This window comes from Mucilaginibacter sp. UYP27, assembly GCF_040547175.1.
Taxonomy (GTDB): Bacteria; Bacteroidota; Bacteroidia; order Sphingobacteriales; family Sphingobacteriaceae; genus Mucilaginibacter.
On the sequence record NZ_JBEPPE010000003.1, the window covers coordinates 188179 to 202884 of the forward strand.

The 14706-nt window shown below is 44.4% G+C and carries 10 protein-coding genes and 1 riboswitch; of the genes, 4 read left to right on the top strand and 6 right to left on the bottom strand.

Annotated elements, in window-relative coordinates:
* Positions 1-22: 22 nt before the first annotated feature.
* Positions 23-943, bottom strand: a complete 921-nt coding sequence (locus ABIB39_RS12530; RefSeq protein WP_354430477.1) for an N-acetylmuramoyl-L-alanine amidase family protein — start codon at positions 941-943, stop codon at positions 23-25.
* Positions 944-1037: 94 nt separating this feature from the next.
* On the opposite strand from ABIB39_RS12530, the gene ABIB39_RS12535 reads away from it, so the two are divergent.
* Genes ABIB39_RS12535 through ABIB39_RS12545 form a run of 3 tightly spaced genes read left to right on the top strand, consistent with a single transcriptional unit; the run spans position 1038 to position 6573 of the window.
* Complete coding sequence (locus ABIB39_RS12535) at positions 1038-3746, top strand: putative LPS assembly protein LptD (RefSeq protein WP_354430479.1); 2709 nt, start codon at positions 1038-1040, stop codon at positions 3744-3746.
* 1 nt (position 3747) lies between these two features.
* Positions 3748-4989, top strand: coding sequence for a competence/damage-inducible protein A (locus ABIB39_RS12540; protein WP_354430481.1), 1242 nt, complete (start codon positions 3748-3750; stop codon positions 4987-4989).
* A 51-nt stretch (positions 4990-5040) separates the two neighbouring features.
* Positions 5041-6573 (top strand): dihydrolipoamide acetyltransferase family protein, encoded by a 1533-nt coding sequence (locus ABIB39_RS12545; protein ID WP_354430483.1) that lies wholly within the window; start codon positions 5041-5043, stop codon positions 6571-6573.
* An 80-nt stretch (positions 6574-6653) separates the two neighbouring features.
* Here ABIB39_RS12545 and ABIB39_RS12550 read toward each other — a convergent pair whose 3' ends face one another.
* From ABIB39_RS12550 to ABIB39_RS12570, 5 genes are all read right to left on the bottom strand, one after another.
* Complete coding sequence (locus ABIB39_RS12550; RefSeq protein ID WP_354430485.1) at positions 6654-7853, bottom strand: glycosyltransferase family 87 protein; 1200 nt, start codon at positions 7851-7853, stop codon at positions 6654-6656.
* A gap of 115 nt (positions 7854-7968) precedes the next feature.
* Positions 7969-9201 carry a homoserine dehydrogenase gene (locus tag ABIB39_RS12555; protein ID WP_354430487.1) on the bottom strand — a complete coding sequence of 411 codons (1233 nt, stop codon included), beginning with the start codon at positions 9199-9201 and terminating at the stop codon, positions 7969-7971.
* On the bottom strand, positions 9201-10256 hold the full coding sequence (locus tag ABIB39_RS12560; protein ID WP_354430489.1) for a homoserine O-acetyltransferase family protein: 1056 nt from the start codon (positions 10254-10256) through the stop codon (positions 9201-9203). Before ABIB39_RS12560 ends, ABIB39_RS12555 begins: the two co-directional genes overlap by 1 nt.
* Before the next feature lie 89 nt (positions 10257-10345).
* Entirely contained in the window at positions 10346-11659 is a 1314-nt protein-coding gene (locus tag ABIB39_RS12565) for an O-acetylhomoserine aminocarboxypropyltransferase/cysteine synthase family protein (protein ID WP_354430491.1), read from the bottom strand.
* Positions 11660-11893: 234 nt separating this feature from the next.
* Positions 11894-12005, bottom strand: a riboswitch (SAM riboswitch).
* Positions 12006-12146: 141 nt separating this feature from the next.
* Complete coding sequence (locus ABIB39_RS12570; protein ID WP_354430493.1) at positions 12147-13262, bottom strand: trans-sulfuration enzyme family protein; 1116 nt, start codon at positions 13260-13262, stop codon at positions 12147-12149.
* 195 nt (positions 13263-13457) lie between these two features.
* Between ABIB39_RS12570 and mqnE the strand changes: the two genes are divergently transcribed.
* Positions 13458-14651: an aminofutalosine synthase MqnE gene (gene mqnE, locus ABIB39_RS12575; protein WP_354430495.1), complete on the top strand. Its 1194-nt coding sequence runs from the start codon at positions 13458-13460 to the stop codon at positions 14649-14651.
* The last annotated feature ends 55 nt before the right edge of the window (positions 14652-14706 follow it).

Here is a 14706-nt window from a genome sequence, read left to right on the forward strand (position 1 = left end):
AAGTATATTTAATTTTCTGTGTTTAGTTTATTGTAACTTGTTCCATTTGTGTTTTGTACTTGCTAATTGCCCTTACGATCGAGTTAACTATCTCTTTTTGACCTTCTTCTGAGTTTAAATATTCCTCTTCTTCGGTGTTATTTATATAGCCGGTTTCAACCAATACAGACGGCATTGCGCTGTGGCAAAGCACATAAAGACCCTGTTCACGCAGCCCCTCGCTTCGTCTGTTGTCTGTCCCAACAATCTCATCGTTAATTAAGTTTGCAATTTTTATACTTTGTTTACGAAATTTACGCATGTATGCGTCTGTAAGTATTACTACTATGGGGTCGTTAGGGTCTAAAGCGCCGCCGTCTATGCCAGACTCATCCTCCACCTGGTTGTTTTTAATGGCGTTTTGTTCCTCGCGCGATCGGTGCAAACCATATACCAGCATCAACACCCCTTTACCCGAACGATCTGCCACGCGTACCGACTTGTAAACCGCCTTGCCGCGCCTGGTGCCAACACGATCACGAACCACCCTGTCTGACAGTGAATTACAGTGGATAGAAATAAACAAATTACCCTTGTTTTGATTGGCGATTTCGGCACGCTTTTCAAACGATACATCCTCTTCCGTTGTGCGGGTTAAAACACCTTTTACACCCGGCAAATCTTTTTCAATTGCTTTCTGCAATTTTAATGCAATGGCAAGCGTTACATTCCTTTCATTAGAAAAAGCGCCACCTGCACCAGGCGAATAATGACCCGGTGGGGCATTAGTTGGCTTAACGCCATGGCCTGCATCAATGATAACCGTTCTAAGTTTAAAACTGTTTACAACGGTGTCTTTTTCTACGAGATCTTTTGAGGTGAATGAAAATAATGAGAAGCAAATTAATAAAGCAGCAATGCTACAAATCGTTCTTTTCAACCTGTTCAATATTTTATTTTTCATTAGCTTTGAACGCTGTTAACTGTACCTGCAAAAATACTATTCATAATCAATTTTGAAATTAGTTAAGCCTTTTTTTACAATTTTACTAATATTAATGGGTAGCATAGCAGCGTCCGCAAATGCGGATTTCCGCCAGGCAGCTGTCCAAGATACAATTATAAAACCCGAAATCGTAAACGGCCGCCAAATCATCCAGCCAAAGAGCACCATTAAAGCTGACAATACCAAAACAAAGGGCCGTAATTTCACCGCCCCCAAAACAGCTTCGGTAAATACCAAACGGGATACCACGCCAAGTGCCGGGGGACTAAAATCTATTGTAAAAGCTACAGCCGAAGATTCATCCTTTGTTGATAACGATCACAAGATCAAATATCTGTATGGCAGGGCACGGGTTACTTACGAGGATTTTGAGCTTGATGCCGACTACATTCGTGTTGACGAAAACAAGCACCAGATATTTGCCCGCGGTTCTATCGATTCAAAAACCAGGCGATATATTGGCAGGCCACTTTCCAAATCGGGCACCGAAAAACCTGTGGCATCCGATTCGTTATTATTTGACTATAAATCCAAAAAAGGAAAGATCTGGAACCCCGCGTCTGAGCAGGAGGGGAACTTTATATCGGGCGGGCAGGCAAAACGCCTTAACGAAACCGAGGTGGCATACCGTAACGTAATATTCAGCACCTGCGATCTGCCTTACCCCGAAACACACTTTGGCATCGTAATTACAAAAGGTATCGGCCAAAAAAACCGCATTATATCCGGCCCGGCATATTTAGAGATAGCAGGTGTGCCATTGCCTTTGGGCATCCCGTTCGGGTTTTTCCCCAAGCCAGATTCGCGCACATCCGGTTTAATATTACCAACCTTTGGTGAGGACCAAAAACTGGGGTTTTACCTGCGCAATATTGGTTATTACCTTGCCCTTAGCGATTATATCGACCTTACCACAATGGCTACCTTGTACTCAAAAGGATCGTACGAGATAAACACAAATGCCCGCTATCTTAAAAAATACAAATACGGCGGTAGTTTAACATTGAGCTACGGTTCGCACAATTACGGCCTTTCCGGTGATCCGGCCATAAAAGATTTTAACATTGCGTGGACCCACTCGCAAGACCCTAACGCTAACCCCGGTACCACCTTTAGTGCGTCGGTTAACGCGGGTACATCAAGCTTTTACCGTAACAGCCCTGGCCAAAACAACTATAACTTAACCCAGTTAACGCAAAATAACTTACGTTCGAGTATCTCGTATGGTAAAACTTGGGCAGGCACGCCCTTTAATTTAAACGTGAGTTTAGGCCACAGCCAGGACCTTACCGCCAAAACCGTAACGCTGGAGTTGCCAACATTTAGCTTTAACATGGCTACGCTTAGTCCGTTTGATTCTAAAGACCGTGTGGGTGAGCAAAAATGGTATCAACGCATAACCGTTGGTTACAGCTTGGTAGGTACTAACAAACTAAACGCGGTACCCGAAGCGGAGCTGTTTAAAGCTAATACCTTTACGAAACGCCTTCAAAATGGTTTGCAACACAATATCCCCGTAGCATTTAACGCTACGTTTCTCAAATATTTCCAGTTTAATACCGGTATCAACTACACCGAACGCTGGTATTTGCAGAGTATCCGCCGCAGGTTTGACAGGGGTACTACTGCCGGGCAGGTATTGCCCGTTACCGATACCGTACAAGGTTTTACCCGTAACTACCAGTATAGCTTAAATGCGGGTGTTTCAACAAAACTTTATGGTACCCTTCCATTTAAAAAAGGGAATTTAATAGCTATAAGACACGTAACCACACCATCTATCAGCTTTAACTACCAGCCAGATTTTGGTGACCCGAGTTATGGTTACTATCGTACGGCCGTAAGCGCTGCAACGGTACCCTATCCTTATTACGCGCAACGCTATTCTATATATGAGCAATCTGTTTATGGCGGGCCGGGTATTGGTAAACAAGCAGGCATAGGCTTCTCGTTAGATAACACTATCGAAGCTAAGGTTAAGCCTAAAAGCACCGATACATCCGGTGTTGCCAGGAAAATCCCTATTTTGCAAGGTTTAACCTTTTCTTCATTTTACAACTTCGCGGCCGATTCATTAAAACTTGCAAACATTAACTTCTCGGGCCACACAGCTATCTTGAACCAGAAGATCAATATCAACTTTAGCGGTTCACTTGACCCATATACCACCCAGGTGCGCGATTCTATTTCTGGCAACCAAGTGCAAAAATATATCCGCAGGGTAAACCGTTACAGCTGGCAAGATGGTAAGTTCCCTTTATTACAAAGCTTCACCTTATCGGCAAGCGGTGCGTTAAACCCGGCTACTTTCAGGCCTAAAACGGTGCAGCCTGTAGGAAATACGCTCGAAACCATGGATCCTAACCAGGCGCAAAGGCTTGCAATGATCAATAGCGACCCGGGTGCCTATATCGATTTTAACATCCCGTGGAACATCTCTATAAACTACAGTTATTCGTACTCTAACCAGGTAATTAACAGCAGTACAAGCAACACCATAATGGTAAGCGGCGATGTAAGCCTTACTCAAAAGTGGAAGATCCAATATAACAGCAGTTATGATATTAAGGCAAGGCAATTGAGCAGCGCCACGTCATTTGCTATCTATCGCGATCTGCATTGCTGGGACTTATCAGTACAGTGGCTGCCATTTGGTTTCTACAAATCATATAACGTAACCCTAAAGGTTAAGGCATCAATATTGCAGGACCTGAAACTGAGTAAACGAAGCGACTACACAAATAACGCAGCCTTTAACTAATATGCTTGCAGAGATCATAACCATCGGTGACGAGATATTAATTGGACAGATTGTAGACACCAACTCTGCCTGGATGGCGCAGAAGCTTAACGGGGAGGGAATCCGTGTGAAACAGATCTCGTCCATATCCGACGATAAGCAGCACATCCTTAAAGCCCTTGCAGAAGCTGCCGGGCGTGCAGATATCATCCTGATAACCGGTGGCCTTGGCCCAACAAAAGATGATATCACCAAACATACCATAGCAGAATACTTTGGCGTCGGCTTGGTGCTGAATGACCAGGCTTTACAAAACGTTGAGAACATTTTTAAAAAGTACAACCGCCCGTTGCTTGATGTGAATCGCAAACAGGCCGAAGTACCCGCGAATTGCGAAATTGTGCTGAATAACAACGGCACAGCACCGGGGATGTGGTTTAATGTGGACGGTAAGATTTATGTATCGATGCCGGGCGTCCCTTTCGAAATGAAGTATATGATGGAGGAGGAGGTGATCCCTAAACTAAAAAGGACATTTAAACTACCGGTCATCATCCACAAAACCATATTGACTGTGGGCGAGGGCGAATCATTCCTGGCCGAGAAGATAGCAGACATTGAAAACGATTTGCCAGCCAGCATCAAACTGGCCTATTTGCCAAAAATGGGGCAGGTGCGTTTAAGGCTAAGTGCCTATGGCGATGGCGAGCCTTCGCTACAAGATGAATTAGATGAATTTGCAGCGCGGATAGTAGAGAGGGTAGGCATCAATGTGGTTGCACAAGAAGATATCCCGCTTGAAAAAGTTGTCCTGAATTATATGGCCGAACGCGGGCTTACCCTTTCTGTTGCCGAAAGCTGCACGGGTGGTTACGTATCTCATTTAATAACCCAACACGAGGGCTCGTCGCAGGTGTTTTTAGGCGGCGGCATAACTTACTCCAACGACCTGAAAGAAAACGTTTTAGGCGTCAATAATGAAACGCTCTATCAATTTGGCGCCGTTAGCCAGCAGACAGTTACCGAAATGGCCGAGGGTGCATTGCGCCAATTTAAATCCGATTTTTCGGTTGCGATAACGGGCATTGCAGGGCCTGGCGGAGGCAGCGAAGACAAACCTGTAGGCACCGTATGGATAGCGGCGGCAAAAGCCGGCAAAACTGTGACGAAGAAATACACATTTGGCAACAAGCGAACACAAAACATTGAAAGGAGTGCTGTAGCGGCCTTTTTTATGTTGATTACTTTACTGAAAGAAAATTAGCAGTACCGTTATATATTGTATAATTTTGATCAACGAACTATAGTTTTGCGTATGGCCAAATACCAATTATTACTGCCAAAGATGGGTGAGAGCGTTGCGGAAGCGACGATAATCAAGTGGACTAAAAAACCCGGCGATTATATAGAAGCAGATGAGGCAGTTATGGAAATTGCCACCGATAAAGTAGATTCGGAAGTCCCGTCACCGGTTTCAGGAAAGTTAGTTGAACAGCTTTGTAAAGAGGATGAGGTGGTACAGGTAGGTTCTGTAATTGCCATCATAGAAACTGAGGACGCCAACAGTAGTGACATCCCCCAATCGGCACCTGAAGCTACATCTGCACCTGAGCCTGAAGTTATTCAAACCCCGGAAACTGCACCGCAAGCAATTAGAGAACAAGCATCACATTTTGTAGCGCAATCGGTAGCGGAAGACCCTGCACCCATTGCCGATATACCTGGCATAAGCCAAATTGAACAAAGAGAGACCGCACCAATTGATAGCGTAAATTATAGCAATCGCTTTTACTCGCCATTGGTAAAAAACATAGCCAACCAGGAAGGTATTGGCAATAACGAACTTGACCACATACCGGGCACTGGCGCCGAAGGCCGTTTAACAAAAGACGACCTGCTGGAGTATATACAAAAACGCGGATCTACGATCCAAGCAGCACAACAAACGGATAGTACACCGCTACAACCTGCGCCGGCAATGGCTCAATCGCAGCCTGTAGTGCCTGCTTATACCGCGGCGCAAGCACCTGCTGCGTTACCTGAACCCGTACAACCGCCTGCGCCGCCACAGTCAACTGCTGCGCCACAAGCCGCTGCAGCTACTACAGAAGCTCAACCTGCTGCTACATCCGTATCGGGCGGGCAGGAGATCATAGAGATGGACAGGATGCGCAAGCTGATTGCCGAACACATGGTTTATAGCAAGCACACATCGCCCCATGTTACCTCATTTGTAGAGGCCGATGTAACCGAGCTTGTGTTATGGCGCGAAAAGATCAAGAACTCGTTTGAAAAACGCGAAGGCGAAAAAATAACCTTCACCCCGATATTTATCGAGGCTGTAGTGAGAGCTATAAAAGATTTCCCGATGATTAACGTATCTGTAAGCGGTACGCAGATCATCAAGAAAAAGGATATCAACATCAGTATGGCAACTGCTTTGCCAAGCGGCAACCTGATAGTTCCGGTAATTAAAAAGGCCGATCAGCTTAGCCTTATAGGCATCACCAAAGCGGTAAACGATTTGGCAACACGTGCCCGTAACAACAAGTTACAACCCGATGATGTACGGGACGGTACGTTCACTATAACCAACGTAGGTTCTTTCGGTAATGTGATGGGTACGCCAATTATTAACCAGCCGCAGGTAGCCATATTAGCTGTTGGTGCTATAAAAAAGAAACCGGCTGTAATAGAAACACCAAAAGGCGATGCTATAGCCATCAGGCACATGATGTTCCTTTCGTTATCTTATGACCACCGCGTGGTTGATGGTGCGCTAGGAGGCCAATTCGTGAGCAAGGTAGCCCATTACCTGGAAAATTGGGACACTAACAGGAGTTTATAGTTACAGGAATATATAGTTAATTTAATTTGTGAGTTCTACAAAAAGCTAAGGCTTCCATAACCGGAAGCCTTTTGCTTTTATTAGTTTGTTACAGTGCTTATCTGCAACGTTTCTTCGGGTTTGTCAAACTGGCGGGTGAGCATTTCATAGATTATCTTTAGCCAGATAAGCAAACATGGGAACGCCATTAATGAATATGGTATAAAATAATGCGATCTTAAATATGCCGGCATCAGATCGGATGAGGAAAAGCCTGTACCTACCAATGCGAATATGAGCAGGAAGCGTTCGTAACCCGTGATTGGTCGGCCTAAGTTAACATACCAGATCCCCACGCCAATAAAGGCTATACAATAGGTTGGCGGCTCGGACCCGGTGCTAAATATTACAGTAAATATCAATACTGAAGCCAGCAAAAGCAACTGGTATTTAACATCTCGCCAGTATTTTATGCGCAACATAGATGCGCCAAACAAAGCTAAAGCAGGTAGCAGGATAAACATGTTTGATAGTTTCTCTACGTGGAAGATCCTGCACACCATCCCCATCACACTCATATTTGCCCTTGGTGATACAAAGTTATCCGCATTTTTAGCAAGCAGATCCGGGTACCAATCGCGATATGTTTTGATAATGTACTCTGGCGATGAAACCAGCATTGGTAACACAAATAGCACGGCCGACCAAAACACAAGGCTTAAAATAAACTTTGGCTTGTTATCTGAGAAGAAGAAGAACGCAAGGCCCACAACACCATACAGTTTTATCGCGGTACCTAACACGATCATTGACGCAGCCCAAAAATCCTGTTTGTTCCTGATGAATATAAAGCTGAAAATCACCAGCGCGGTTATCAACGGATTTACCTGCACATTCCCCGATGAACCCATCATGCTGTTAATGTTTAGTAACAGTATAACTAACTTTTGCGCGTTATTTAAAGGAAGTTTTTCTACAGCATAGTATAGAATAAATGCGAGAAACATAGCCCAAAGCACAACCCCGATCTGGTTTGGTAAAACCGCGAAAGGCGCTATTATCAGCCCAAACAACGGCCCGTAATGGTTAAGATCGTGGTAAAACTCAGGCTCGGGCCCAAACAGCGTATGCTGGTGAATTAGGTTTAAAAAGTTGTGTTTGTAAATGATATAGTTGTTATGCGTGGTAAGCTTGTTATCGAAATGCGTGATAATGTCTTTTGCAACGGCGAAAAAACTCAAACCAAACCAAAGGATAAGTATAAATTTTTTGTTAAAAAGGATGCTTTTTAGTTTTTGCATACTGGGTAAAAGGTTTTGCAATGATACGTATTGCCGTTTATATTCAAGGTAGCAAACGGGCATAAAAAAAGGTTGGCGGGATAACCGTCAACCTTATAATTTATGTGCGATATAATTAAGCCTCGGCTTCCTGCAACTTTTCTGCGGCCAAGGTTACGCCTGTTAGCTGATCGGCAAATGCAACAAAAGCCTTTGTATCGGCAATGCGCTGCTGGTTATCTATCAGTTTCTGTAAGTTTATTTTACCAATGACGAATTTATAACTACCCGAGTAAAAACGCTCGTGGATATGTTCAAACTCCAGTGCATCAACCAAAGTTTCATCATCATAACGCAGATAAATATTTACTTCGACATTGTTAGTAAACTGCAGGTTGGTGGCGCCTTTGGCTTTTTTGTACTCATACTGGTAATCGTAACGAAGGGCCGCTATATCAGAAAGCACCGCCGAACCTGTTGGATGGCCTCCCGCACCTTTTCCAAAAAAGAATTGCTGGTCGGCAAAGGCGGCCTGTACCGTAACGCCATTGTATTCATATTCCACGTTGTATAAAAACTCAGTTTCATTTACAAATTTTGGCAGAACGAACAGGGTAACGTGTTTATCGTCGAGCTCTTTAGCAACCGGCACCAACTTTATCTTTAATTTCTTTTCGCGTGCATATTGCAGATCATTTGGCGACAGGTTTTGGATGCCGATATTCAACACATCTTCAGGGTTGATAACCACTCCATAAGCGTGCGCTGCCGCGATGATCAATTTGTATTTGGCATCGTACCCGCCAACATCCATGGTTGGGTCGGTTTCGGCAAAGCCAAGGTCCTGCGCTTGTTTAAGGGCGGTATCGTAATCAAGGTTCTCTAAATAGCCTTTTGATAAAATGTAGTTTGATGATCCGTTAAAGATCCCGCTGATAGAGTGCAATAACTCATTATCGTAATACTCCTCCAGGTTACGGATAATTGGGATGCTACCACAAACCGCGCCTTCGTATAACAACGAAGTGCCATGGATCTGTTGTAGTTCTATCAACTCATCCAAATAGGTGGCTATCATTTTTTTACTGGCAGATACCACGTTTTTACCTGTACTAAGCGCACGTGATACGATCTCGAAAGCAGCTTCAGTATCGTTTATCAGTTCAACAATGGTGTTTATTTCCGGGTTGTTCAGTATTTCGTCCCTATCGGTAGTAAACAATTCATTTGGTAATGAACGTTCTTTGCCCGGGTTTTTGATGGCGATCTTAACGATCTCTATATTTAGGTCTTTTGTTTTGATAATATCGTACAATCCCTGGCCCACTACTCCAAATCCGAAGAGGCCTATATTCAGTTTCTTGCTCATTAAGCTATTTTTTGTAATTCTATAATTTTTCCTTTTACATCTGTTTTAAAAAACGACGTAATAATATTTGTAAGATCTTCTGTTTCTATTAAAAATCCATCGTGCCCGTAAAACGAATCCAGTTCGGCAAAGGCCGATTTTGGGATATGCCTGAACAGGTATTGCTGCTCCTCGATAGGGAATAATACGTCAGATTTTATGCCGATAACCAATGTGCGTGCTTTTATCAGACTCAAAGCTTTATCAACACCGTGCCTTCCGCGGCCCACATTGTGCGAATCCATGGCCTTTGACAAGTACCAGTAGCTGTATGCGTTGAACCGGTTCACCAACTTTTGGCCCTGGTAACCCTGATAGGTTGATGCTTTAAAATTATCGGTAACCGTATCGCCATCTTCCTGTTGGGTGATGCCGTAAGTTTTGTAGGTACGGTAGGATAGGAGCGCTATGCTGCGCGCGGCTTTCAGGCCTTTAGCACCACCATCAGTGGCACCGGCATAAAAGGTACGGTCGGCAGTGATGGCTAAACGTTGTGATTCGTTAAAGGCAACACCCCATGGTGAATGGTTGGCGTTTGTAGCTATCAATATCAGGTTTTTGATACGTTCGGGCTCGATGATGCTCCATTCGATAGCTTGTTGGCCGCCTAACGATCCGCCCAATAATGTTTCTACATGGTCGATACCTAAATGATCGGCCAGTAATATATGCGCTTTTACAATATCCCTGATGGTAAACTCCGGGAACGCGAGGTAATAAGGCAAGCCGGTTGCAGGATTTGTGCTTAATGGATTATCAGTACCGTAAGGCGAACCTAAAACATTTGCGCAAACAATGAAATGCTCATCAGGGTTAAAGTGGTCTTCGGGGCCAAAAAAGCCTTTCCACCAGTCAAAAACGTCGGAGTTTGCAGTAAGGGCATGGCATACCCACACTACATTATCCCGGTTTTTATTGAGGCTCCCGTACGTATTAAAGCCAATTGTAAGTCCTTGCAGTTTCTGGCCGGATTCCAGTTCAAACGTTCCGGTATAGGTAAAACTTTGTGTGCTCATTTGTTACTCTTCGTTATTTGGGGGACGGCCGGCTAAAACAACCGCCCCCTCATAACATCACTTAAAAACTAAAAAAACTAAAAAAATCGTTATGCTAATTCAGGCTGCTTTATTTTGGCAAATGCCTGCTCAAAATCAGCCTTGATGTCATCTATATGTTCGATACCAACGGCAACGCGTAACTGGCCCGGCAAAACCCCGGCAGATATCTGCTCTATATCTGAAAGTTGCTGGTGCGTGGTAGCCGCCGGCTGTATAATTAATGTTTTGGCATCGCCCACGTTTGCTAAGTGGCTAACCAATTGCAGGTTATCGATGAGGTTATTGGCAAGTTCCTTATCACCCTTAATTTTAAAGGACAACACAGCACCGAAACCATTTTTCAAATACTTTTTGGCAAGGGTGTGGGACGCTGATGATTCCAACCCCGGGTAATTAACAGATTCTACTTGTGGGTGCTGCTCCAGCCATTTGGCAAGTTCAAGGGCGTTATCTACATGGCGTTGTACACGCAGCGACAAAGTTTCTAATCCCTGGATATTCAACCATGAATTAAACGGTGATTGCGACGGCCCAAAATCCCTCAAACCTTCAACCCGGGCACGAATGATAAAGTTGATGTTTCCAAAAGGTCCGTTTACACCAAATACGTCATTGAATATTAAACCGTGGTAGCCTTCGCTTGGCTCGGTAAACTGCGGGAACTTGCCGTTGCCCCAATCATAAGTACCGCCATCTACAATAACGCCGCCAATGCTGGTGCCATGCCCGTTGATCCATTTAGTGGTAGATTCTACAACCACATGGGCGCCATGCTGTAACGGGCGGAACAGGTATCCGCCTGCGGCGAATGTATTATCAACCATCAGCGGCAGATCGTGCTTGTTCGCCAATTTAGCCAGTTGTTCAAAATCGGGGACGCTGAAACCGGGATTACCGATGGTTTCGGTATAGATGGCTTTGGTTTTGCTGTCGATATGTTTTTCGATATTCTCCGCGGTATCATCCTCGGCAAAACGCACCTCTATACCAAGGCGTTTAAAGGCAACCTTAAACTGGTTATAAGTACCGCCGTACAAGAAAGGGGAGGTAACAAAGTTATCTCCGGCCTGTAAAATATTGTTCAAGGCGATAAATTGTGCTGCCTGGCCTGATGCTGTTGCCAAAGCCGCGATGCCACCTTCAAGAGCGGCAATACGCTTCTCAAAAACATCGGTGGTGGGGTTCATTAAACGGGTGTATATATTGCCAAATTCTTTTAGCGCAAACAGGTTTGCACCATGCTCGGCATTTTTAAACACGTATGATGTGGTTTGAAATAATGGTACTGCACGCGCGCCTGTAATAGGGTCAACTTCCTGTCCGGCATGTAGTTGCAGTGTTTCGAATTTTAATTTAGACATATTCTGTAGATTAAGGGTATTTAAATGAAATGTTAAAGGTTACGACAGGATAGAACTATCCTATTCAGCAGATCACGTATTTTTCAGGAAAACAGAAAAGGGAACGTGTTACCGAATCAACAGCAGCAGCAACACATACAAATACAGCCGTGGAATTGGTTGTATGCTAAGCTTTGGGCCGATGGGGCCTGCGATGTGTTTATTTGTACGTAAGTTAAACTTTTCATGATTAAAAATTTATATCCCCCGGTTAACTATTCTCCGGGACAGGAATTGGCACCTTCTACACCTTGTAGGGTTGCCAGCGGTTCTCTGAGCCTGATCTCTCGCCGCTTCTTTATAAACCAAAATCCGTGTGAGGGAAAATTGATCGTGGTATCGCTACCAAATAATGTTTCAAATATAGGCTAATCGGATTTTAAAATCCAAATTAAATTTTTAATAAATTATCATTTATATGTAAAACCGTTGTAAAGCATTATAATAATTATGCCATCGCCTGTTCCAGATCGGCAATCAGATCATCAATATGCTCCAGCCCTACAGATACCCTCAACAAATTAAACGGTGTTTTAGTGTCCGGCCCTTCAACTGACGCGCGGTGCTCTATCAAACTTTCCACACCGCCCAAGCTGGTTGCCTGGGTAAAAACCTTGAGCGAATTAACAACCTTTTTGGCCTTTACTTCACCACCTTTTAAAGTGAATGACATCATGGCACCGGGGTAATTCATTTGGGCTTTAACAATTTCATATTGCGGATGAGATGTAAGGCCAGGGTACATCACATCTTCTACCTCCGGATGGTTCACTAAAAAATTAGCCAGCAATTGCGCGTTTTGCACATGGCCCTTAACACGGTAAGGCAGGGTTTTAATACTGCGCACCAGGTAGTAACAATCCATAGGAGAGGGCACGGCGCCGCCCATGGTTTGTACATTGCGGATCTTTTCCCACCAGTCGCTTTTTTCGGCAGTAATTAATGCACCGCCCATCAGGTCGCTGTGGCCGCCAAAGTATTTAGTAGACGAATGCATTACCAGATCGGCTCCCAACGCGATAGGGTTTTGGCAAATAGGAGTGGCAAATGTATTATCGCACACTACTTTTATATTGTGTTCGCGCGCTATCGCCACTACCTTTTTTATGTCGGTAATTTTAAGCAACGGGTTAGATGGTGTTTCTATCCAAATAACCCCGGTATTGGGTTTGATATGCGCTTGTAAAACCTCGCTATCATTCACGTCAGTAAAATCAAACTCCAGGATCCCGGCAAAAAGTTGTTTAAGTTGGTTACGCAGTCCATGGTACATATCATCGGGCGCTATAATGTGCGTACCCGGCTCAAGTGATTGAAAAACAGACATGCCCGCAGCGTTGCCCGATGAAAATGCCGCTGCTTCTGCACCGCCTTCCAATTGCGCCAATACATGCTCTAGAGAGGTACGGTTTGGGTTGCTTGAACGGCTATACTGGTAGCCTGCTGCAAAGCCTCCATCTCCATCGCGCTCAAAAGTAGTAGCCATAACAATGGGCTGTATAACTGCTTTAGTTGAAGCGTCGGTATGGTTACCGGCGTGTATGGCAATGGTTTCTATTTTCATGACTGGGAATGTATGCCGCCAAATTAACTAAGAATTATTTTATAATTATAGCCGCATCTGTAAAAGTGTTGCGAATATTAAGATCGCTTCATCTGTAACCGCACTGTCATAGTTGCATGTTCAAACACTGGTTAAGTTGATACTTCCGTTTTAAACTTGCGGCATTTTGCTACATTTGCCCAAATATTTTTCTAAATGGAAGTATCAGATAATTTCCTGGTTTTGCTGAATAATCCCCGGCTTTTACCGGCACTAAAAGACATTGCTGAGAAGGTACTCCATAACCAGCGCATTACATTTGATGAAGGCGTTCTGCTTTACGAAAAAGCCGAACTGGGCTACCTGGGAGTACTTGCCAACTACATACGCGAACAAAAACACGGTGATAAAACATACTTTAACCGTAATTTCCACATCGAACCCACAAACCTTTGTGTTTATGATTGTAAGTTTTGCTCATACTCGCGCTTGATTAAACAGCGTGCAGACGGATGGGAATACACTATGGACGAGATGCTGGATATCGTAAAAAAATACGACGACCAACCTGTTACGGAGGTGCACATTGTAGGCGGTGTTCTACCGCAGTATGATGTCGCTTTTTATTCGGAGTTGTTTAGCAGGATCAAAGCCCACAGGCCTGATCTGCATGTGAAGGCGTTAACACCGGTTGAGTATCACTATATTTTCAAAAAGGCTAAGATAGATTATGCCACCGGTATGAAGCTGATGAAAGACGCAGGCCTGGAATCTATGCCGGGTGGCGGAGCCGAGATCTTCCATCCCGAAGTGCGCGACCTGATAGCCAAAGATAAATGTACCGGCGACCAATGGCTTGCCATCCATGAAGAATGGCATAAATTGGGCATGCGCTCAAACGCTACGATGCTTTACGGCCATATCGAGCAATACCGCCACAGGGTTGACCATATGGAACAGCTTAGGCAGTTGCAGGATAAAACCGGAGGTTTCCAAACGTTTATCCCGCTAAAATTCCGCAACCAGGATAACCAGATGAGCAACGTGCCGGAATCTACCGTGGTAGAAGACCTGCGCAATTATGCCATAGCAAGGATCTATCTGGATAACTTCGACCATATAAAGGCTTACTGGGCAATGATAAGCCGTACTACGGCGCAGCTATCCCTTAACTTTGGGGTGGATGACATTGACGGCACGCTTGATGACACCACCAAGATCTACGCTATGGCAGGCGCCGAAGAACAGAAACCGGCCATGAGCACACAAGAGCTGGTTGAACTGATAAAAAACGCCGGCCGTTACCCCATAGAGCGAGATACGCTATATAATGTGGTGACCGATTACAACGATTATCAGTTTGCAGAAACGGAGAAACATCGCTATTACAAGCTGCCGGTTATAAATTAGTTTATTGGTTCACTTGTTCATTAGTTTATTAGTGGACAATGTGCCTATGAACAAA